Source organism: Amycolatopsis sp. lyj-346 (assembly GCF_046548975.1).
In the GTDB taxonomy this organism is placed as follows: domain Bacteria; phylum Actinomycetota; class Actinomycetes; order Mycobacteriales; family Pseudonocardiaceae; genus Amycolatopsis.
Genome location: NZ_JAJPWT010000005.1, coordinates 416,923 through 436,690 on the forward strand (window position 1 = coordinate 416,923; position 19,768 = coordinate 436,690).

Annotated in this window: 20 protein-coding genes; 9 read left to right on the top strand and 11 right to left on the bottom strand. The window is 72.3% G+C overall.

The genetic code is table 11. The features are described from left to right. Window positions 1–59: 59 nt before the first annotated feature. Entirely contained in the window at window positions 60–1,262 is a 1,203-nt protein-coding gene (locus ACLJQE_RS19780; RefSeq protein WP_410640734.1) for a CaiB/BaiF CoA transferase family protein, read from the bottom strand. Window positions 1,263–1,301: 39 nt separating this feature from the next. Further along, a complete protein-coding gene (locus ACLJQE_RS19785) occupies window positions 1,302–2,288 on the bottom strand; it encodes a DUF5937 family protein (RefSeq protein WP_410640736.1) in 987 nt (328 codons plus the stop codon). A 118-nt stretch (window positions 2,289–2,406) separates the two neighbouring features. Between ACLJQE_RS19785 and ACLJQE_RS19790 the strand changes: the two genes are divergently transcribed. Beyond that, window positions 2,407–2,622, top strand: a complete 216-nt coding sequence (locus ACLJQE_RS19790) for a hypothetical protein (RefSeq protein ID WP_410640737.1) — start codon at window positions 2,407–2,409, stop codon at window positions 2,620–2,622. Here ACLJQE_RS19790 and ACLJQE_RS19795 read toward each other — a convergent pair. The 6 genes from ACLJQE_RS19795 to ACLJQE_RS19820 are packed head-to-tail and all read right to left on the bottom strand — an operon-like array spanning window position 2,576 to window position 10,678. After that, window positions 2,576–3,289: a GntR family transcriptional regulator gene (locus ACLJQE_RS19795; RefSeq protein WP_410640739.1), complete on the bottom strand. Its 714-nt coding sequence runs from the start codon at window positions 3,287–3,289 to the stop codon at window positions 2,576–2,578. The two genes, ACLJQE_RS19790 and ACLJQE_RS19795, sit on opposite strands and share 47 nt — an antisense overlap. A gap of 4 nt (window positions 3,290–3,293) precedes the next feature. Then, window positions 3,294–4,079 (bottom strand): SDR family NAD(P)-dependent oxidoreductase, encoded by a 786-nt coding sequence (locus ACLJQE_RS19800; RefSeq protein ID WP_410640740.1) that lies wholly within the window; start codon window positions 4,077–4,079, stop codon window positions 3,294–3,296. Between the two features lie 2 nt (window positions 4,080–4,081). Continuing rightward, on the bottom strand, window positions 4,082–5,782 hold the full coding sequence (locus tag ACLJQE_RS19805) for a hydantoinase B/oxoprolinase family protein (protein ID WP_410640741.1): 1,701 nt from the start codon (window positions 5,780–5,782) through the stop codon (window positions 4,082–4,084). A 35-nt stretch (window positions 5,783–5,817) separates the two neighbouring features. After that, window positions 5,818–7,839, bottom strand: coding sequence for a hydantoinase/oxoprolinase family protein (locus ACLJQE_RS19810; protein ID WP_410640742.1), 2,022 nt, complete (start codon window positions 7,837–7,839; stop codon window positions 5,818–5,820). Beyond that, window positions 7,836–9,458 (bottom strand): thiamine pyrophosphate-binding protein, encoded by a 1,623-nt coding sequence (locus tag ACLJQE_RS19815; protein WP_410640743.1) that lies wholly within the window; start codon window positions 9,456–9,458, stop codon window positions 7,836–7,838. The genes ACLJQE_RS19810 and ACLJQE_RS19815 overlap by 4 nt, the downstream gene beginning before the upstream one ends. Before the next feature lie 44 nt (window positions 9,459–9,502). Next, window positions 9,503–10,678 (bottom strand): NAD(P)/FAD-dependent oxidoreductase, encoded by a 1,176-nt coding sequence (locus ACLJQE_RS19820; protein WP_410640744.1) that lies wholly within the window; start codon window positions 10,676–10,678, stop codon window positions 9,503–9,505. An 81-nt stretch (window positions 10,679–10,759) separates the two neighbouring features. Between ACLJQE_RS19820 and ACLJQE_RS19825 the strand changes: the two genes are divergently transcribed. The 8 genes from ACLJQE_RS19825 (at window position 10,760) to ACLJQE_RS19860 (ending at window position 17,018) form a co-directional block, all read left to right on the top strand. Next, a complete protein-coding gene (locus tag ACLJQE_RS19825; protein ID WP_410640745.1) occupies window positions 10,760–12,124 on the top strand; it encodes a WS/DGAT/MGAT family O-acyltransferase in 1,365 nt (454 codons plus the stop codon). Between the two features lie 128 nt (window positions 12,125–12,252). After that, entirely contained in the window at window positions 12,253–12,339 is an 87-nt protein-coding gene (pqqA, locus tag ACLJQE_RS19830; RefSeq protein ID WP_043776987.1) for a pyrroloquinoline quinone precursor peptide PqqA, read from the top strand. 3 nt (window positions 12,340–12,342) lie between these two features. Further along, entirely contained in the window at window positions 12,343–13,032 is a 690-nt protein-coding gene (gene pqqC, locus ACLJQE_RS19835; RefSeq protein WP_410640746.1) for a pyrroloquinoline-quinone synthase PqqC, read from the top strand. Then, window positions 13,029–13,295: a pyrroloquinoline quinone biosynthesis peptide chaperone PqqD gene (gene pqqD / locus ACLJQE_RS19840; protein WP_410640747.1), complete on the top strand. Its 267-nt coding sequence runs from the start codon at window positions 13,029–13,031 to the stop codon at window positions 13,293–13,295. Before pqqC ends, pqqD begins: the two co-directional genes overlap by 4 nt. Continuing rightward, window positions 13,286–14,350, top strand: a complete 1,065-nt coding sequence (gene pqqE, locus ACLJQE_RS19845) for a pyrroloquinoline quinone biosynthesis protein PqqE (RefSeq protein ID WP_410640748.1) — start codon at window positions 13,286–13,288, stop codon at window positions 14,348–14,350. Before pqqD ends, pqqE begins: the two co-directional genes overlap by 10 nt. Continuing rightward, window positions 14,347–15,174 carry a pyrroloquinoline quinone biosynthesis protein PqqB gene (gene pqqB, locus ACLJQE_RS19850; protein ID WP_410640749.1) on the top strand — a complete coding sequence of 276 codons (828 nt, stop codon included), beginning with the start codon at window positions 14,347–14,349 and terminating at the stop codon, window positions 15,172–15,174. The genes pqqE and pqqB overlap by 4 nt, the downstream gene beginning before the upstream one ends. Window positions 15,175–15,217: 43 nt before the next feature. Next, on the top strand, window positions 15,218–15,730 hold the full coding sequence (locus tag ACLJQE_RS19855; protein WP_410640751.1) for an ArsR/SmtB family transcription factor: 513 nt from the start codon (window positions 15,218–15,220) through the stop codon (window positions 15,728–15,730). Between the two features lie 58 nt (window positions 15,731–15,788). Beyond that, a complete protein-coding gene (locus ACLJQE_RS19860; RefSeq protein ID WP_410640752.1) occupies window positions 15,789–17,018 on the top strand; it encodes an MFS transporter in 1,230 nt (409 codons plus the stop codon). Here ACLJQE_RS19860 and ACLJQE_RS19865 read toward each other — a convergent pair. The 3 genes from ACLJQE_RS19865 to ACLJQE_RS19875 are packed head-to-tail and all read right to left on the bottom strand — an operon-like array spanning window position 17,015 to window position 19,708. Next, entirely contained in the window at window positions 17,015–17,272 is a 258-nt protein-coding gene (locus ACLJQE_RS19865; protein ID WP_410640753.1) for a hypothetical protein, read from the bottom strand. The genes ACLJQE_RS19860 and ACLJQE_RS19865 overlap by 4 nt on opposite strands. Window positions 17,273–17,330: 58 nt before the next feature. Further along, window positions 17,331–18,713 (bottom strand): amidase, encoded by a 1,383-nt coding sequence (locus tag ACLJQE_RS19870; protein WP_410640754.1) that lies wholly within the window; start codon window positions 18,711–18,713, stop codon window positions 17,331–17,333. After that, window positions 18,710–19,708, bottom strand: coding sequence for a D-2-hydroxyacid dehydrogenase (locus ACLJQE_RS19875; protein ID WP_410640755.1), 999 nt, complete (start codon window positions 19,706–19,708; stop codon window positions 18,710–18,712). Before ACLJQE_RS19875 ends, ACLJQE_RS19870 begins: the two co-directional genes overlap by 4 nt. Window positions 19,709–19,768 lie beyond the last annotated feature (60 nt).

Here is a 19,768-nt window from a genome sequence, read left to right on the forward strand (position 1 = left end):
TCCTGCCCCCATCCCTACCAGGGCGAAGGGCCGAACGCGAACACCCCATCGTGCACAGTTCACCCACCGGGACTGGCCGGCCGGTCCAGGAACTCCGCGATCTCCGCCGTCGAGTACCCCAGCTCGGCCAGCACCTCCGCGGTGTGCTGACCCAGGGTCGGCGGGGCGGACGTCGGCCGGGCCGGGGTGTCCGACGCCTTCACCGGGAAGCCCGTGCCCACGTACGTCCCCACCGTCGGGTGCGGCAGCCGCACCACCTGCTCGCGCGCCGCCACCCACGGGTCCGCGTAGACGTCGTCGATCTCGTTGACCGGCGCCGCCGGGACGCCCGCCGCGTCGAACGCCTTCATCCACTCCGCCGCCGTGCGGGCCAGCAGCACCGGTTCCAGGAGCGCGTTCAACGAGTCGCGGTGAGCCGCGCGCGCGGCGTTCGAAGAGAACCGCGGATCGGACGCGATGTCCAGGCCGAGCACCCCGCAGAACGCGTGCCACAGCTTTTCGCTGCCGACCGCGATGATCAGCCAGCCGTCGGCGACGTGGTACCCCTGGTAGGGGACGATGCTCGGGTGCGCCGAGCCCATCCGGCGCGGCCGCGGCGTGTCGTAGAAGTGCGCGCCCGCGGCGTACACGTGCCAGGCCAGCTGACTGTCCAAAAGGGACACGTCGAGGTACTGGCCGCGGCCGGTCGTGTGCCGGGCCTGCAGTGCCATCAGCACGCCGATGATCGCCCACGTCCCCGCGTTCAGGTCCGCGACCGGCAGCCCGACCTTCGCCGGCGCGCCGTCCGGCTCGCCGGTCAGTGACATCACGCCGCCGAGGGCCTGCGCCACCAGGTCGTACCCGGCGCGGTCGCGGTACGGCCCGGTCTGCCCGAACCCGGTGATCGACACGTGGATCAGCCGGGGGTTGAGCGCGGACAGCTCGTCGTACCCGATGCCCCACTTCTCGAGCGTCCCCGGCCGGAAGTTCTCGACCAGGACGTCGGCGTCCACGACCAGCCGCCGCAGGGCTTCGCGACCGCGCTCGCTCTTGAGGTCGAGCACGATCCCGCGCTTGTTCCGGTTCGCCGCCAGGTAGTAGACGGCCTCGTCGCCGACGAACGGCGGCCCCCAGCCGCGGGTGTCGTCGCCGTGCCCCGGCGGCTCGACCTTCACCACGTCCGCGCCCATTTCGCCGAGGTACTGGGTGCAGTACGGCCCGGCGAGGATGCGCGAGAGGTCGACGACCTTGATCCCGTCCAGCGGGCGGACAACAGGGGGCATCGACGGCTCCTCGTCAGGCTCGGCGTCCGGTCTCCCTTTCTACCCGGCCCCGTCCCCGTCGAGCAGCGCGACGGCCTGGGCGGTCCGCCGGTACAGCACGTACCGCCCGTCCCGGACCTTGCTGACCAGGCCCGCCCGGTGCAACGCGCTCAGGTGGTAGGAGACGGTGCCCGGGCTGTACCCGGTCCGGGTGGCGAGCTCCGCGGTCGACCGCGCGGGTTCGAGGTCGGTCAGCAGCGCCGCCCGGGCCGCGCCGACGACCGGCGCGATCCGGCCCGGCCGGTGGCCGGCGCCCGTGCCGACCCCGTGGGCCGGGTAGCAGAGGACGACCTGGCCGGGGACGTCGATCTGGATGCTGACACCGGGCCAGCTGAGCACGCCGGGGGCGAGCACCAGCTCCCGGCCGGAGATGTCGGCCTCGCCGTCGAACGGCTTCACGACCGTGATCGCGTCGCCGGCCCAGCCGATGGTCGGGTGCAGGCTCCCGAGCACCCCGCCGACGCCGTGGCGGGCGATGGCCTGCCCGCGGTGGGTGATGTCCCGGTCGAGGACCGTCTGCAGGCCGGACCAGTCCTCGGCCAGCACTTCGCGCCAGAACCGGGCGAGGCCGTTGGCCAGGCGCCGGGGCATCGTCCCCGACTCGAGGCTCCGCCGGACCGCCACCGGCAGCGGCCGGGCCCAGTGGACCCGCGTGTAGGCGAGCACCTGGGTTTCGAGGTCGTCCTGCGTGGCCGCTTCGATCCGCGCGATCTGCTCGTCGAGCAGGTCGCGGTGCCGGCCGGCCGTGCCCGGCTGCGGGGTGAGCAGGTCCGGCGTGTAGACCTCGCCGGGGCGCGGCAGCAGGTCCCGGAGCAGGGCGACGTCCGGGTGGGTGAGCGCCGCGCGGGCGACCGGGCCGGGATCGCCGAACACCGGGTGCCTGCCCGCATCGGCGGCGAGCTTCAGCCAGGCGAGGGACTCCGCCGCCAGCGACGGGGAAAACCGTGTCCTGGCCACCGTCTCGGCATCGACCCGCAGCTTGAACACTGACCGACCGTAGCAGCCGGGAAGACGGATTTGAACCGGCTCGAATCCTTTCCGGTCGGGGAGTCCCGCGGGGTTGAGTGGGCTGGTGTGCTTCCGACGTGCGAGGACCGTCGCCGCCGTGGCCGCCGTGCTGCTCGCCTCGGCACCGGCCGCCGCGGCCCGCGCCGCCGATCCACCCGCCGCCGGCTACCGCGCGTGTTCCGTCCTCCGCACCATCGCCTGGCACGGCTGGGCGGCCGGCGGTGACGGGCGGTACCACCCCGTCACGGTCCGCAAGCCGTACGCCTTCAGCGTGGTGTTCCCGGTGGTCCGGTTCCCGGCGCCGGTGCACTGAGTTCGAGCAGCCGGGCTTCGGCGTCACGCAGGTAGCGGTCCAGCGCGGCCTCCGCGGCGGCGAACCGGCCGCGGCGCAGGTCGCGCAGGATCTTCTCGTGACAGTCCAGGAACGGTTCGTAGAACTCGCGCGTGTTCTCGTTGAGCACAAAGAACAGCCGCGTCTCGGCGAGCACCTGGCGCATCGTTGCGGACAGGCGCTCGCTGCCGGCCAGGTCCGCGAGGGCCTGGTGGAAGTGGATGCTCGCGGTGCCGACCGAGGGCCAGTCCTCGGCCTCCGCCGCCGCCCGGCCGTCGCGCAGCGCCCGCTCCACCACCGAAAGATCCACTGCGGACAGCTCGGCCGCGCGCCGCAGGGCACCGCATTCGGTCGCGCGGCGCACGACGTAGAGGTCTTCGATGTCCTCCGTCGTCAGCTCGCGCACGAACACGCCGCGGTTCAGCTCGTGCACGGCCAGCCGCTCGTGGGCGAGCAGCTGGAACGACTCGCGCAGGGTGTTGCGGGAAACGCCGAGTGCCGAGCTGATCACCGGCTCGGACAGCCGTTCACCAGGGGCGAAGACGCCGTCCGTGATGTACTGGCGCAGGATCGCGGCGACCCGTTCGGCCGTGCCGCTGCGCTCGAGCAGGTGCCGTGCGCTCTCCAGTCCCGAGGCATCGACGGTCACGGCACTACCTGACGCCGAGTTCGAAGTCGAGGCTGTACCGGTTCCCCGGCATGGCGCCCGCGGCCTTCGCGCCGTCGATCGGCAGCACGACGCCGTTGACGAACCGGGACTCGTCGCTCGCCAGGAACACCACGGCTTTCGCGACCTCCCAGGCCTCGCCGACGCGGGCCGCGGGCGTGCTCGCGACCAGCTGGTGCTGCTTGGTTTCGAACTCCTCCGGCGAGTTCAACGTGCTGCGCAGCATGTCGGTGTCGATCGCGCCCGGGTTCACCGTGTTGGCCCGGATGCCCTGGTGCGCGTGGGCGACGGCGATCGACTTGGTCAGCCCGACCAGCGCGTGCTTGGTGGCGTTGTACACCGGGTCGCCGGGGCGGCCCATCACCCCGCCGTTCGACGACGTCGTGATGATGCTGCCGGCTCGCCGCTCGATCATGTGCGGCAGCACGGCGCGGGTGCCGAGGAAGGCAGCCCGCACGTTGAGCGCGAAGATGTGGTCGAAGTCCGCCAGCGTCGTGTCCACAAGGGACTTGCCGAGGTGGATGCCGACGTTGTTGAACAGCACGTCGATGCGGCCGGCCTCGGCGAGGACGCCGTCCACGAACGCCGTCACGGCGGCCTCGTCGGTGGCGTCCACCATGGAATGGCGGTAGCCGTCGAGTGCTTTCGCGGGCTCCCGGATGTCGGCGGCGAAGACCGTCGCACCTTCGGCGACGAACTCCTTCACCGTGGCGAGACCGATCCCCCGCGCGCCGCCGAAGACCACCGCAACCTTGCCGGCCAACCGACCCATGCTCACTGCCCCGCTCTCCGTCGTGCTGTCTGCTCTTCGTCCACGGCGTAGTCCCCGGGCAGCCGGACGAGTGCGTCCGGCGGCCCGAGGTAACGCACTTCCACGCCGTACACCTCACGCGCCGCTTCCACCGAGACGTAACCCTCGACGACGTCGGCCAGCACCGCCGCCACCGGCCGCTCGGACGGCGGCCCGTACCCGCCACCACCGGGCAGCGTGACGTCCACAACGGACTCCGCGGCCAGTGGCACCCGGCTTTTCGCGGGCAGGTCCGCTCCGCCGTGCAGGCCGAACCGGCCAGGCGCGCCCGGCCGCCCGCCCGCCACCCCGGACGCCGCGGCCCGCACCCGGTCGACGTTCCCGTTGACGCTCCAGGAAGTCACGTCGAGTGCACCCATCGTGGTCACCTGTCCGAGGCCGCCGCGCCACCGGCCGGCGCCACCGGAGTCCACGCGCAGTTCGCGGGCTTGCTGGACCAGCGGCGCCGTGGTTTCGATCACCTCGGTCGGCGTCGACCGCAGGCCACTGGGAAAACCCGTGGTGGAAAGGCCGTCCTTGCCCGATCGCGCGCCCATGCCGCCGGTCTGGAACACGTTCAGCATGAAACCGGGCCCGCGCCAGATGGTCATCCACAGCGCGTCCGCGCTCGGCGCGATCGCGGTGCCGGGCAGCGCGCCGATCAGCAGCGACGGCAGGAAGTGCCCGATCAGGTGCCGGGACGCGACCGGCGCCGGCGGCAGGCAGTTCAGCACCGAGCCCGCGGGCGCGGTGACGTGCACCGGCCGGAACGACCCGGCGTTGTGCGGCACCTCCGGCGAGATCGCCGCCTTGACCGCGAAGGACGCATACGCCCGCGTGTAGTTCAGGACGACGTTGATCCCGCGACGGCTCTGCGGCGAGGAGCCGGCGAAGTCGAGGTGGATCTCGTCACCGTCCACAGTGGCCGCGACGCGCAGGACGATCTCTTCGTCGTCGAAGCCGTCGGTGGCGATCTCGTTGGTGTACGTGCCGTCAGGCAGTTCCCGCAACGCGTCACGCAGGGCCCGCTCCGAGCGGTCCATCAGCTCGGCGGCGACTTCGTCCAGGCTTTCCAGGCCCAGCTCGGCGAGCAGCCGCAGCAGGCTCGCCGCGCCGACCTCGTTGCCGGTGACCTGCGCGTACAGGTCGCCGATGGTCTCCTCCGGCGTCCGCACGTTCGCCCGGATCAGCCGTTCGAGGTCGGCGTTGACCTCGCCCGCGCGGAGGAACTTCAGGATCGGCAGGCGCAGGCCTTCTTCGAAGACCTCGTGGGCCTCGGCGGACACCAGCCGCCCGCCGATGTCCGGCGCGTGGCAGCAGGAGGCGAACCACGCGACCAGCCGGCCGCCCCGGAACACCGGGGTCGCCACCGTGATGTCGTTGATCTGGCCCGCGGTCTGCCACGGGTCGTTGGTGAGCAGCACGTCGCCGGGTTCGAGGGTCTCCGGCGGGTACGCGGCGACGAAGTGGTGCATGCCGGTCGCCATCGCGTTGATGTGCCCCGGCGTGCCGCCGACGGACTGGCCGATCATCTCGCCGCGCGAGTCGAACACCGCGCAGGCCAGGTCGAGCGACTCACGCACGACCGCGGAGAAGGCCGTGTTGACCAGCGAGTTCTGCTGCTCGGCGAGGATCGACTGCAGCCGGTTGCCGAACAGCCCGGCGACGATGGGATCAGTGCCCATCGCCGCCTCCGCGGGAGGGAGTGCGTCGGCGGGGCTCACACCGTCACCTCCACCGCGCTGTCGGCTCGGACGACGCAGTGCGCGCCGGGCGGGACGACCACAGTGGACTCGCGTTCCTCCACGATGGCCGGTCCGCCGACCCGCGTCCCCGGTGCCAGCCGGTACCGGTCGAACACCGCCGTGTCGACAAATCCACCGGCCGACGGGAAGTAGGCCTTGCGGGTCCCCTTGCGCGCGTCCCCCGAGGCGTCCGAGGAGGTCAGCCGCAGCGACACCACCGGTTTGGGACCGCTCGAAACGACCCGCCAGTTCAGCACCTCGACGCCGACCTCGGGCCCGCTGCGCCGGTAGAGCGCGCGGTAGGTGCGGGTGAACTCGTCGATCAGGGTCCCGGGCCAGTGACCGCCGTGGACCGGGACGCGGATCTCGTAGCCCTGCCCGGCGTAGCGCATCTCGGCGACGCGCCGGTGCGTCACCTCGTCCACCCCGGACTTCGCCAGCAGCGCCGCGCCTTCGGCTTCCATCTCGGCGAACAGCGCGTCGACCTGCTCCCACGCCAGGTCGTGCACGGCCGCGCGGGCCGAACGCACGAAGTCGAACGCCAGCGGTGCGGTGAGGAACCCGGCCGCGCTCAGCACTCCGGCGGCGGGCGGCGCGACGACCGAAGACGCCCCGAGCGCTCGCGCGACGCCGGCGCCGTGGACCGGGCCTGCCCCGCCGAAGGTGTACATCGGCAGTTTCGCCGGGTCGTGCCCGCGCTCGACGGCGTGCACCCGTGCCGCGTTGGCCATGTCGTCGTTGACGCTGGTGTGGATGCCCCACGCGGCTTCTTCGACGCTCACCCCGAGCGGACCGGCGATCTTCTCGCGGAGCACCGCTCTCGCGGCCTCGGCGTCCAGGCGCAGGCCGCCGCCGAGGAAGTAGCCCGGGTCGAGGTAGCCGAGGACGAGGTCGGCGTCGGTGACCGTGGGCTCGGTGCCGCCGCGGCCGTAGCAGACCGGGCCGGGCTCGGAGCCCGCCGAGTCGGGCCCGACGGTCAGCAGGCCCAGTGCGTCGATGCGCGCGATCGAGCCCCCGCCGACACCGATCTCGATCAGGTCGGTGACCGGCACCCGTACCGGCAGCCCGGAGCCGGGCAGCAGCCGGTACTTGCGGTCCACTTCGAACTGGTGGGTGACCAGCGGCTCGCCCCCGGCGATCAGGCACAGCTTGGCGGTGGTTCCGCCCATGTCGAAGGCCAGCAGGTCCGGCGGCCCGATCGCGGCCGCCGCCAGCGCGCCCCCCGCGGGGCCGGACTCCAGGATCCGGATCGGGTACCGGGCGGCGGTGTCTACAGTGGCCAGTCCGCCGTTGGACAGCATGATGTGCGGCGCCCGGCCGATCCCCAGCCGGTGCAGCCGCTGTTCGAGGTCGCGCAGGTACCGCTCGGTGAGGTCCTGGACGTAGACGTTGGCCACCGTGGTCGACGTCCGCTCGAACTCGCGGATCTCCGGCACGACGTCGGAGGACAGCGCCACCCTGAGCGAAGGCGCGACCTCGGCGAGGATCTCACCGGCCCGGCGCTCGTGCGCGGGATTGGTGAACGCGTGCAGGAAGCAGACCGCGACGGCCTCGATCCCGCGGCCGGCCAGCTCCCGGCCGAGCCGCGCGACGTACTCCTCGTCGAGTCCGGTGTGGACGGATCCGTCGGCGAGGAGCCGCTCGGGGACGTCGAACCGCAGGTGCCGCGGCACGAGTGGCGCGGGCAGTTCCAGGTGCAGGTCGTAGAGTTCGTACCGGTGCTCGCGGCGCATCTCCAGGACGTCGCGGAAGCCGGCGGTCGCGAGCAGCGCGGTCCGCGAACCCTTGCGTTCGATCAGCGCGTTCGTGACCAGTGTCGTCCCGTGCACCACCTGCTCGACGGCGCCGAGGTCCGGGAGCAGCGCGGCCAAGCCCTCTTCGACCGCCCGCGCGGGCTCGTCGTGCGTGGTCAGGACCTTGTGGACGGCGACGATCCCGGTCTCGTCCACGGCGCAGAGGTCGGTGAACGTGCCGCCGATGTCGACGCCGATCCTCATGTCCGGTACCACCGCGGCGACGTGTTCAGCGGCGGCTTCAGCTTGGCCTTCACGACCAGCACGTTCGGCTCGTCCGACTCGACGAACTCGCCGAGCAGCCGCCGGAACGCCCGCCCGAAGCCGGAGACGCGGTCGGCGTGCACCCCGAACGACCGGGCCAGGCCGACGAAGTCCGGGCTGTCCCAGTCGACGCCGCGGTGCGGCAGGCCTTCGCGGTCCTGGTCGTAGCGGAGCATGCCGTAGCCGCCGTCGTCGACCAGGACGACGGTGACCGGCAGCTGCTCCTGCGCGAGCGTCGCCAGGTCACCGCAGCCGTAGAGGAAACCGCCGTCGCCGGTGATGCAGATGGCGCGCCCGGTGCCGGCCGCGGCGGCGCCGAGCGACGCCGGGAAGCCGTAGCCGAGGGTGCCCCAGCCCATCGGGTAGGCGAGCTTGCGCGGCGCCCGCACCCGGTGGAAGCCGCCGACCCAGTAGCCGGCGACGCACATGTCCGAGACCAGCACCGCGTCCGTCGGCAGCACCTCGTCCAAAGTGGACAGGAAGTCGTAGGCCTGCGGTTCCTCGTCGCGGATCCGCTGGCGCACGCGCCGTCCGATGCCGGCCAGCCGCAGCGTGATGTCGTCGAGGCCGGACCGCTGCTTAGGCAGCAGCCGCTCGACGATCGAGCGCGCGTCCCCCACGAGCGTCAGGTCGGGCCGGTAGTTCTTGGCGGCGTCGTCGGCGTCGACGTTGACCGCGATGAGCCGGGGCGGCTTGGGCATCCGCCAGTTCTGCGTCATCAGGCCGTCGAAGTCGGTGCCGATGGCGAGCACGACGTCGGCTTCGTCCCACAGCTCGCCGACCTCCGGCGTGTGCACCGGGTTCGGCGCCAGGCACGGGTGGTCGAGCGGCAGCAGCCCGCGGGCGGCGAACGTGGTGATCACCGGCGCGGCGAGCTTCTCGGCCAGCGCACCGATCGCGTCGCCCGCCCCCGACCGCAGCGCGCCGCCGCCGGCCCAGATCAGCGGGTGCCGCGCGTCGGACAGCATCGCCTCGGCCCTGGCGAGGTCGGGGACGTCGACGTCGGGCTTGCGGTGCGGGGCGGGCGGACGGCGGTGCGGCACCTGTTCACGCAGGTAGTCGGTCGGCACGCCGAGGTAGACCGGGCCGCTCTGCGGCAGCTGCGCGAGCCGGGCGGCGCGGTGGACGGTGGTGCCGATCTGGTCGGCGGCACGCACGGTGAACCCGCCCTTGGTGACCGGCGCGAACATCGCCTGCTGGTCGGAGGTCTCGTGCAGCACACCGCGGACGACGCCGGGCCGCCGCAGCGTCGAGGGGATGTCGGTGGCGATGACCAGCACCGGGGCCGCGGAGGCCATGGCTTCGCCGACCGCGCCGAGGGTGTTCGCCGCGCCCGGGCCGGTGGTGACCAGCGCGACGCCGAGCTTGCCGGTGGCACGGGCGTAGCCGTCGGCCGCGTACCCGGCGGTCTGCTCGTGGCGGACCCCGACGAGCTTGATGCCGGTCTCGCCGAGCGCCTCCCACAACGGCAGGTTGTGCACCCCCGGAAGGCCGAAGACGATCTCCGTTCCGAGCGCTTCCAGCGCGTCCACCAGCTCCCGAGCACCACTCACAGCCACGGCCCGGATACTGCCAGATCGTTGAACGATCGGGCAATCAGCCCCTAGACGATGTTGTGCTCGGCACTCGCCGCCCCCGTGGCGAACCGGCGGACGTCGAGCTCGGCGATGTCCACCGACGGCCGTCGCCGCAGGTAGAGGTCCCGGATCAGCTCGCCGGTGGCCGGGCCCATCTGGAAACCGTGCCCCGAGAACCCGGTCGCGTAGAAGAACCGCGACAGCAGGACGCTTTCCCCGATGATCTGGTTGCGGTCCGGCGTCGTTTCGTACAACCCGGCCCAGGCGGTCCGGATGCCCGCGTCGAGCACGGCGGGGATCCGGCGGGCCGCCAGCTCGGCCAGCCGCGGCAGCCACTCACCCGCCTCGTACCGCGTGTCGAAGCCCGGGACGCCGTCGCCGTCGGAGAACGACATCGCCAGGCCGGGGCCCTCGCGGTGGAAGTAGAAGGCCGACGGCATCTCGATGGTGAGCGGAACCGATTCCGGCAGCCCGGGTACCGGCCCGGTGAACACGACCTGCCGCCGGTACGGGCGCACCGGCAGGTCCAGGCCCGCCAGCTCGCCGATCCGGCCCGACCACGCGCCGGCCGCGCACACCACCGCGCCGGTCCGCACGAACCCCGCCGTCGTGACGACGCCGGTCAGCACGTCGCCGTCGCGCTCGATCCCGGTGACCTCGACGCCGGTCCGCAGGTTCGCGCCGCGCGCGCGGGCCGCCTTCGCGTAGCCCCGGACGACGGCGTCCGGCGTCGCCTTGGCGTCGTCCGGCGACCAGAGCGCGGCCACGACGCCGTCGGTTTCCACCAGCGGAAGCACCTTCCCGGCCTCCGCCGGGTCGAGCAGGTGGCTGCGGACGCCGTGCTCGCGCTGGAGTTCGGCGCAGCTCTCGAACGCGGGCACGTCGGCGGGGTCGGTGACGAGGTAGAGGTAGCCGTCGCGGCGGAAGTCGATCTCGGTGCCGAAGTCCCGCGAGAAAGCGCTGTACCCGGCCAGCCCGCGCAGGCCGAGCTCGACGTTCACGCGGCTGGTGAACGACGACCGGATGCCGCCCGCGGCCTTCGCCGTCGAGCCGCCGCCCAGCTCGCCGCGGTCGAGGAGCAGCACGCCCACACCGGCTTCGGCGAGCCGGAACGCGCAGCTGACGCCGATGACGCCACCGCCGATCACGACGCATTCGGCCATCGGTGGCAAGGACGTTTCCCCTGCGCCGCGGATGGTCATCCGAGTCAGAGTAGAACGTGATCCACCGGCGGCCGCCGAGCGCGTAGAGTCCGGCGTGCCGAGTGCGGAAGGTGATGTCCCATGGCGATGATGCCCGTGACCGATTCGATGTTCCTCCTCGTCGAAACGCGCGAGCATCCGATGCACGTGGGTGGTCTGCAGCTGTTCAAGAAACCGGACGGCGCCGGCCCCGACTACCTCCGCGACGTCCGGCGTTCGCTGCTCGAGTCGGACAACATGCGCTCGGTGTTCCGGCGCCGCCCGGCCCGGCCGGTGAACACGATGGGGCACGTCGCCTGGGCGAACGACACCGAGCTCGAGCTCGACTACCACTTCCGGCACTCGGCGCTGCCGCAACCGGGCCGCGTCCGCGAACTGCTGGAGCTGACCAGCCGCTGGCACAGCACCCTGCTCGACCGGCACCGGCCGCTCTGGGAGACCCACCTCGTCGAGGGGCTCGCCGACGGCCGGTTCGCCGTCTACACCAAGGTCCACCACGCGCTGATGGACGGCGTCTCGGCACTGCGCCAGCTGCAGGGCACGCTCTCGGACGATGCGGCAGATCTGGATTGCCCGCCCTGGTGGGGCAGCCGGCGCAAGCCCGGCGAGGAACGCGCGAAGCGGCCCCGGTCGTTGCTGCGGACCGCGAGCAAGACCGCCAACCAGCTCGCGAGCCTGGCGCCCGCCGCGATGAAGGTGGCGCGCGAGGCGTTCGGCGAACACACCATCACCCTGCCCGGACAGGCGCCGAAGACGATGTTCAACGTGCCGATCGGCGGCGCGCGGCGGTTCGCGGCGCAGTCGTGGTCGCTGGACCGCGTCCGGCAGGTGGCGACGGCGGCCGGGGTGTCGCGCAACGACGTCGTGCTCGCGATGTGCTCGGGCGCGTTGCGGGACTACCTCATCGAACAGCGCGCACTGCCGGACGCGCCGCTCATCGCGATGGTGCCGGTGTCGCTGCGCCGCCAGAACGACCCCGGTGAGGCGGCGGGCAACAACATCGGTGCGCTGCTGTGCAACCTGGCCACCGACCTGCCGGACGCCGGCAAGCGGCTCGTCACGATCCACCAGTCGATGCGCAACGGCAAGCGGCTGTTCTCGGAGCTGACGCCGGTGCAGACGCTGCTGCTGTCGGCGGTGAACGTCGCCCAGCTCGGCGTCTCCCCGATCCCGGGCGTCGTCAAGAACACCCGGCCGCCGTTCAACCTGGTGATCTCGAACGTGCCCGGCCCGCGCAAGCAGATGTACTGGAACGGCGCCCAGCTCGACGGCATCTACCCGGCGTCGGTGCTGCTCGACGGCCAGGCCGTGAACATCACGCTGACCAGCAACGGCGACAACCTCGACTTCGGCGTCACCGGCTGCCGCCGCAGCGTCCCGCACCTGCAGCGGATCCTGACGCACCTCGACACGGCCTTGGTGGAACTCGAAGCTGCGGTAAGGTAGCCCGCTCACCGACACCCCGGCTCCCCCATCGGAAGGAAACTTTCCGAAAGCGGGGCGAAAATGCTGGTCAGGCGACTCTTCCCGCTCCTAGGGTGACCACGATCAACCCCGGAGAAGAGGAGCTGGACATGACCGAGGAATGGACGACCCCGGACTTCGTCGAGTACGAAACGCCGATGGAGGTCACCGCCTACGCCGCGCGCATGGCGGACTGACGGATGCCGGTCGAGCCACTCGCGGAAAGCGCATTCGTCGACGCGCTGCGCGGTCTTTCCGGCCGGTACTGGGGCACGCACCCGTTCCACCGCCGGCTGCACGCGGGCGAGCTCGACGAGCGCGCGCTGCGGATCTGGGCGGCGAACCGCTGGTACTACCAGTGTGTGCTGCCGCAGAAGGACGCGGCGATCATCAGCAACTGCCCGCGGCCGGAGATCCGCCGCCAGTGGCTCGACCGGATCGTCTACCACGACGGCGTGAGCGACGGCACCGGCGGCATCGAACGCTGGCTGCGGCTCTGCACGGCGGTCGGCTTGACCCGCGACGAGGTGCTCGACGAACGGCACGTCGCGCCCGGTGTCCGGTTCGCCGTGGACGCCTACGTCACCTTCGCGCGGACGAAACCGTGGCAGGAGGCCGTCGCGTCGGGGCTGACCGAGATGTTCGCCGGGCACCTGATGCAGCAGCGCGTCGCGGACATGCTCGCTCACTATGCGTGGATCGCCCGCGAAGACCTCGCCTACTTCACCAACCGGATCGACAAGGTTTCCGGCGAGGGCAAGGACACCCTCGACATCGTGGTCCGCCACTGCGTCACACGTGAACAGCAGGACCGCGCGATCGCCGCGCTGGCGTTCAAGTGCGACGTCCTGTGGTCGATGCTCGACGCGATCGAACGGGCGGCCGCGTGATCACCCCCGAGTCCGTCCCGCAGCTGCGCCGCGGCGTGCGGCTGTCCTTCGACCACGTCCGGGAGACGCACGTGCTGCTGTTCCCCGAGGGCGTCCTGGTGCCGAACGCGACGGCGGCCGCGGTGCTCGAACTCTGCGACGGCACCCGGTCCGTCACCGAAATCACGACGGTGCTTTCCCGGCGCTACTCGGGCGTGGTCGCGCAGGACGTCCTTTCCGTGCTGTCCCGGCTGGGCGAACGGCGGGTCGTCGCATGGACGTGAGCCCGCCGCTGGGACTGCTGGCCGAGCTGACCCACCGCTGCCCGCTGCACTGTCCTTATTGCTCGAACCCGGTGGAGCTGACCGCCCGCTCCGCTGAGATGTCCACTGAGGACTGGCTGTCGGTGTTCTCGCAGGCCCGTGCACTGGGTGTGCTGCAGGTGCACATGTCCGGCGGTGAGCCGCTGCTCCGGCCGGACCTGCCTGCACTGGTCGGGCACGCCGGCGAGCTCGGCTGCTACGTCAACCTGGTCACTTCGGGACTCGGTCTGACTTCTTCGCGGCTGGACGACCTCGTCGAGCGCGGGCTGGCGCACGTCCAGCTGTCGGCGCAGGGCGCGACCCGGGAGCGGGCCGACCGGCTGGCCGGGGCGAAGGCGCACGACCGGAAGCTCGCCGCGGCCGCCCTGGTTAAGGCGTCCGGGCTGCCGCTGTCGCTGAACGTGGTGCTGCACCGGCGCAACCACGACCAGCTGGCCGGGATCATCGAGCTGGCCGAACGGATGGGCGCGGACCGGCTGGAGCTGGCGAACACCCAGTACTACGGCTGGGCGTTGCGCAACCGGGACGCGCTGATGCCGACCGCCGCGCAGCTCGCGGCCGCGGAGCCGCTGGTGCGTGCGGCGGTTGCCCGCCTGCGGGGCACGATGGAGATCGTCTACGTCGTCGCCGACTACCACGAGCCGTACCCGAAGCCGTGCATGTACGGCTGGGGTGCGCGGCAGCTGACCGTGGCGCCGGACGGCACGGTGCTGCCGTGCCCGGCGGCTTCGGCGATCTCGACGCTTTCGCTTTCGTCCGTCCGCGACACGCCGCTGTCAGAGATCTGGTACGACTCCCCGTCGTTCAACGCCTACCGCGGCGAAGAGTGGATGAGCGAGCCGTGCCGCACGTGCGACCGCCGCGGGCTCGACTTCGGCGGCTGCCGCTGCCAGGCGTTCCTGCTCACCGGTGACGCCGCGGCGACGGACCCGGTGTGCTCGCGGTCGCCGCGGCGTGACGTCGTCGACCTGGTGCTGGCCCGTCCGCCGGCAGCCGATCCGGTCATGCGCCGGTGAAGGTGATCCTGCTGGGCACCGCGGCGGGCGGCGGGTGTCCACAGTGGAACTGCGCGTGCCGCCTCTGCACCGCCGGGCTGGTGCCGCGCTCGCAGGACTGCGTCGCGATCAGCGCCGACGGCGCCGGCTGGTACCTGCTGAACTGTTCGCCGGACATCCGGTCGCAGATCCTCGGGACGCCGGAGCTGCGGGCCGGGCCGGGGCCGCGCGAGAGCCCGCTGCGCGGGGTGCTGCTGACGGACGCCGAACTCGACCACACGCTGGGCCTGCTGATGGTGCGCGAATCGGGCGGGCTCCCGGTGTGGGCGCCGGCGGCCGCGCTGTCCGCGCTGTCGCCGTTGCGGGCCATTGTGGACGGCTACGGCGATTGGACGTGGTCGTCCGATGTGGACATTTCAGGGCTGCGCGTCGACGTGCTGCCGGTGAGCGACAAGCGGCCGAAGTACGCCACGGCCACCGCCGGCGGGCCGTGGGTGGTCGCCTACCGGATCACGGACCCGGCGACCGGCGGGGTGCTGGTGTACGCGCCGTGCCTGCGCAGCCGGCCTCCCGGGTTCGACGCTTTCGTCGCGGACGCTTCTCTCGTCTTGCTGGACGGGACGTTCTACGCGCCGGACGAGATGGCCGGGGTCGGCGGGCCGGACCAGCTCGCGATGGGCCACCTGCCGATCACGGCGAGCCTGCCCCTGGTGGCCGGTCGGCACTGGGCGTTCACGCACCTCAACAACACGAACCCGGTCCTCGACCCGGCGTCGGCCGAGCACGCCGCGGTGCTGGCCGCGGGTGCCTCGCTGCCACCGGACGGCACCCGGTACTCGTTCTGAGAACCCCCAAATAACTGTTTGATGGTTGTGGTGGACTGGCGCCATGCCCCACGACCACCTCCGGGTCCTGGCCCACCCGCTGCGCCTGCGCATCCTGTCCCTGCTGACGGGCACCGCCCTGAGCGCGGCGGAAGCGGCCCGCGAACTCGGCGAGACGCAGGCGAACGTGAGCTACCACGTCCGCCGCCTGCACGACGCGGGCCTGCTGGAGGTGGCCGAAGAGGTCCGGATCCGCGGCGGCCGGGCCAAGCGCTACCGCCACCAGCCCGACTCGGGCAAGCGCCTGATGACCCGGGCGCCGGGCGAGGAAGAGCTCCTGACGAAGGCGATCGCGAACGAGCTGCTGAGGCGGGCATCCGCGCGGGCGGCGGACCGCCCGGCGTCGTTGACGGACGCGGAGCTGTGGGTGGCCCCGGAGCTGTGGGCGCGGCTGCTGGCGAAGGCGACGGCGCTGAGCGAGGAGCTGCACGCCGCGGCGAAGCCACCGAGAACACCGGGAACGGTGCGGGTCAGCGCGAGCGTGGCGCTGTTCGAGCTGTCGGAGCCGACATCGTGATCCTCCCCGCCTCCGCCGCCCGCCACCCAGGCTTCGCCGACCGGCCGGAGCCGCTGCCGTGACCACGCCCCTGCTCGTCCCGCTGCGGGAAGCGCCGTTTCGCGCACTGGTCACCGGCCGGAGCCTCGCCGACTTCGGGAATGCCGTTGCGCCCTTCGCGCTCGCCTTCGCCGTTGTCGATCTGACCGGGTCCGCCGTTGCGCTCGGCATCGTCGTCGGGGCGCGCTCGATCGCCAACGTGCTGCTCCTGCTGTTCGGCGGGATGCTGGCCGACCGGCTTCCCCGGTCCGTCATCCTGCAGGGCACCGAGACCGCCGCCGCCCTCACCCAGGCCGCCGTGGCCGCGAGTGTCCTCGGTGGATTCGCCTCGGTGCCGCTGCTGGCCGGGCTCGGGCTCGTCAACGGCGCCGTCTCCGCCATCTCGCTGCCCGCCGCCGCCTCGCTCACGCCGTCGACCGTTCCCCCGTCGCTGCTCGCCCAGGCGAACGCCCTGGTCAGGCTGCTTTCCAACACCGGCCGCATCGCCGGAGCCGGGCTGGCCGGCGTTCTCGTCGCCTTCGCCGGTTCCGGGTGGGCGCTCGCCGTGAACTCCCTGCTCTTCCTCGCCGCCGCGCTGGCCTACCGGCGGATCCGGCTGCCGCGCGGTGCCCGCGTGCCCGGCAGCCGCCCGCTCGCCGAACTCGCCGAAGGCTGGCGGGAGTTCCGTTCGCGGTCGTGGGTGTGGCTGGTGGTGCTGCAGTTCATGATCGCCAACGCGGTGAACGCGGGCGCGCTGCTGGTGATCGGCCCGCTCGTCGCCGACGACACCTTCGGCCGCACCGGCTGGGGGCTCGCGCTGGCCGTGCAGACCGCCGGGTCGCTGCTCGGCGGCATCCTCGCCGCCCACTGGCAACCGCGGCGGATGCTGCTCGCCGGCGTCGCGCTGATCATGGTCGACGCGCTGCCGATGCTGGCCCTCGGCCAGACGCCGTACCTGCTTCCGCTGCTGGCCGCGATGTTCCTCTCGGGCGTCGCGATCGAACAGTTTTCCGTCGCGTGGGACGTGTCACTGCAGGAGAACATCCCGCCGGACAAGCTCGCCCGCGTCTACTCCTACGACATGCTCGGCTCGTTCGTCGCCATGCCGCTCGGCCAGCTCAGCGCGGGCCCGCTGGCCGAACACGCCGGCCGGTCGGCGACGCTCTTCGGCGGCGCGGCCCTCGTCGTCGGGGCCACCGCGCTCGTGCTGTGCAGCTCGCAGGTGCGACGGCTCGTCCGCCGGCCACCGGTCGGCTCGGGCCGGAGCTAGCGGCCCACGCGGGGCCCGGACGTCAAGTCGCGGTGCCCGTCGAGGCGCCACCAGCTCTCCAGCGTCTCGCGCAGCGCCTTCAGCAGCTCGCCGCCGGTCTCCAGCGGGACCAGCGCCGCCTTGCCGTCGTCCACCCGCAACGCCGCGGCCAGCCGGTCACCCTGTTCGACCAGGCCGACGACCACCCGGGCCGGCTCCCCGGCGACGTCGACGGTCGGGATGACTCGTTCGTACCGCCAGCGTTGCGCGTTCACCCGGCCGACAGTGGCACAGCTTTCCCTGTTCCGGTCCGGGGTTCACCCTCACGTGTGGTCAGGCGGGCGCCCAGGGCCGCACTTCCTCCAGCAGCTTCGCCACCGCCAGCACGAGGTCGTCCGAGTGCCGCGGCCCGACGATCTGCAGGCCGACCGGCAGTCCCGCCGACGTGCGCCCGGCCGGCACGCTGATCGCCGGCTGCTGGGTCAGGTTGAACGGGTAGGTGAACGGCGTCCACTCCGGCCACTCGCTCAGCCCGCTGCCCGGCGGCACGTCGTGCCCGGCCTCGAACGCCGCGATCGGGATGGTCGGCGTGATCAGCACGTCGTAGCGCGTGTGGAACTCGCCCATCCGGATGCCCAGCGCGGCGCGCTCGGCGGTCGCGTCGAGGTAGTCGCTCGCCGTCCACTTCCGGCCGAGTTCCCAGACCCGGCGCAGGCCGGGGTCCGTCCGGCCCTCCGACCCGGGCGGGAACGAGTCCAGCAGCTTCGCCGCACCCGACGACCACAGGACGTCGAACGCCGGCTTCGGGTCGGCGAACCCGGGATCGGTCTCTTCGACGTGCAGGCCGGCGTCCCCCAGCGCGCGGACGGCTGCCGCGACGATCGCGGCCACCTCCGGGTCGACGTCGACGTAGCCGAGCGTCGGCGAGAACGCGGCGATCAGGCCGCGCACGTCCCGCCGGACGGCCTCGCGGAACGACCCCGCCGGCGGCGCCAGCGCGGCCGGGTCACGGTGGTCGGGTAGCGAAAGCACGTCCAGCAGCAGCGCGGTGTCGTCCACCGACCGCGCCATCGGGCCGGCGTGCGAGAGCGGGCCGAACGGGCTCGCCGGGTAGAGCGGGATCCGGCCGTGCGTCGGCTTCAGCCCGACGATGCCGCAGAACGACGCCGGGATCCGCACCGAGCCGCCGCCGTCCGTGCCGACCGACAGGTCGCCCATCCCGGCCGCCACGGCCGCGGCGCTGCCGCCGCTCGACCCGCCCGCCGTCTTCGACGGGTCGGCCGGGTTGCGCGTGATGCCGGACAGCGGGCTGTCGGTGACGCCCTTCCAGCCGATCTCCGGTGTGGTCGTCTTGCCCAGCAGCACCAGGCCGGCCTCGCGCATCCGCGCGGTGACCGGGCTGTCGACGTCCCACGGCTGGTCCGGGTCGATGCTCTTCGAGCCCCGCACGGTCGGCCAGCCCTGGGTGAGGAACATGTCCTTGATCGAGGACGGCACGCCGTCGAGCCACCCGATCGGGTTGCCGTCGCGCCAGCGAACCTCGGACGCCTTGGCCTGTTCCAGCGCGCGGTCCGCGTCGACGAGGCAGAAGGCGTTGCACTCGCCGTCCCGGGCTTCGATGGCCTGCAGTGCGTTCTGGGTCGCCTCGACCGGCGAAAGCTCGCCGGTCGCGTAGGCGGCGACGAGCTCGCTGGCGGTCAGCATCCTGTCGTTCATCCGGCTCCCTGGTTCCCCGACGGCACGTAGCCGAGCGTCTTGTCGACGACATTGCGCAGCGGCTCCCCAGCGCGCCAGCGGCGGAAGTTTTCGGCGAACACCTCGACCAGCGTGTTCCGCCAGCCCGCGAAGTCCCCGGACATGTGCGGCGAGATCAGCACGTCCGGCATCCTCCACAGCGGGCTTTCGGCAGGCAGCGGCTCGGTGTCGAAGACGTCGAGCGCGGCCCCGGCGATGGCCTTGCTTTCGAGCGCCGCGACCAGGTCGGACGTGACGACCAGCTCGCCCCGGCCGACGTTGACGAACCGCGCCGTCGGCTTCATCGCGGCGAACGCGCGCGCGTCGAACATGCCCTTCGTGTGCTCGGTCAAGGGCGCGACCGCGACGACGTAGTCGGCGTGCGGCAGGACTTCGGTGAGGCGCGCCGACTCGTGCACCACGCCGAAATCGGGGTCACCGGTGCGCGCACGACGTCCGGCGCCGCTCACCCGCATCCCGGCCGCGCGCAGCAGCCGCGCAATGGCCCGGCCGATCGGCCCGGTGCCGACGACCACCACCTCACGCCCGGCGACCCGCTCGCTTTCGCGGTGCAGCCAGCGGCCCTCGCGCTGCAGGTCGTGCGAGCGCGCGAAGTCCTTGGCGAAGGCGAGTACGACGCCCAGCACGTACTCGGCGATGGCGTCGTCGAAGACCCCCCGCGAGTTCGTCAGGACCACGTCGCTCTCGCGCAGCCCGGGGAACAGCACCGGGTCGACCCCCGCGCTGGCGATGTGCAGCCAGCGCAGCCGGTCGGCCGCGTGCCACGCGCCGGGCACCGCCGTGGAGAGGAAGTCGTAGACGAAGAGGGCGTCCGCTCCGGACAACGCTTCGGCAAGGCCCGCCGCGTCCGTGTAACGCACGACCGCCCCGGATTCGACAGCACGCATGTCCGGTGGGCGGGACTCGCCGCAGAGCACTGCCAGGACGGGAGCTTCCCGGGGTTCCGAGGCGATCACGTTGACACGGTAAAAGTCACTCGTATGATTGTCAACAATCCGAGGAACGACCCCCGGAGC

Excerpts from the sequence above, each read along its gene's own strand:
- ACLJQE_RS19780 (WP_410640734.1), bottom strand. The coding sequence starts at position 1,262 with ATGCCCCCTGTTGTCCGCCCGCTGGACGGGATCAAGGTCGTCGACCTC.
- ACLJQE_RS19800 (WP_410640740.1), bottom strand. The coding sequence starts at position 4,079 with ATGGGTCGGTTGGCCGGCAAGGTTGCGGTGGTCTTCGGCGGCGCGCGG.
- ACLJQE_RS19805 (WP_410640741.1), bottom strand. The coding sequence starts at position 5,782 with ATGGGCACTGATCCCATCGTCGCCGGGCTGTTCGGCAACCGGCTGCAG.
- ACLJQE_RS19810 (WP_410640742.1), bottom strand. The coding sequence starts at position 7,839 with ATGAGGATCGGCGTCGACATCGGCGGCACGTTCACCGACCTCTGCGCC.
- ACLJQE_RS19820 (WP_410640744.1), bottom strand. The coding sequence starts at position 10,678 with ATGACCATCCGCGGCGCAGGGGAAACGTCCTTGCCACCGATGGCCGAA.
- ACLJQE_RS19825 (WP_410640745.1), top strand. The coding sequence starts at position 10,760 with ATGGCGATGATGCCCGTGACCGATTCGATGTTCCTCCTCGTCGAAACG.
- pqqA (WP_043776987.1), top strand. The coding sequence starts at position 12,253 with ATGACCGAGGAATGGACGACCCCGGACTTCGTCGAGTACGAAACGCCG.
- pqqC (WP_410640746.1), top strand. The coding sequence starts at position 12,343 with ATGCCGGTCGAGCCACTCGCGGAAAGCGCATTCGTCGACGCGCTGCGC.
- pqqE (WP_410640748.1), top strand. The coding sequence starts at position 13,286 with ATGGACGTGAGCCCGCCGCTGGGACTGCTGGCCGAGCTGACCCACCGC.
- ACLJQE_RS19855 (WP_410640751.1), top strand. The coding sequence starts at position 15,218 with ATGCCCCACGACCACCTCCGGGTCCTGGCCCACCCGCTGCGCCTGCGC.
- ACLJQE_RS19870 (WP_410640754.1), bottom strand. The coding sequence starts at position 18,713 with ATGAACGACAGGATGCTGACCGCCAGCGAGCTCGTCGCCGCCTACGCG.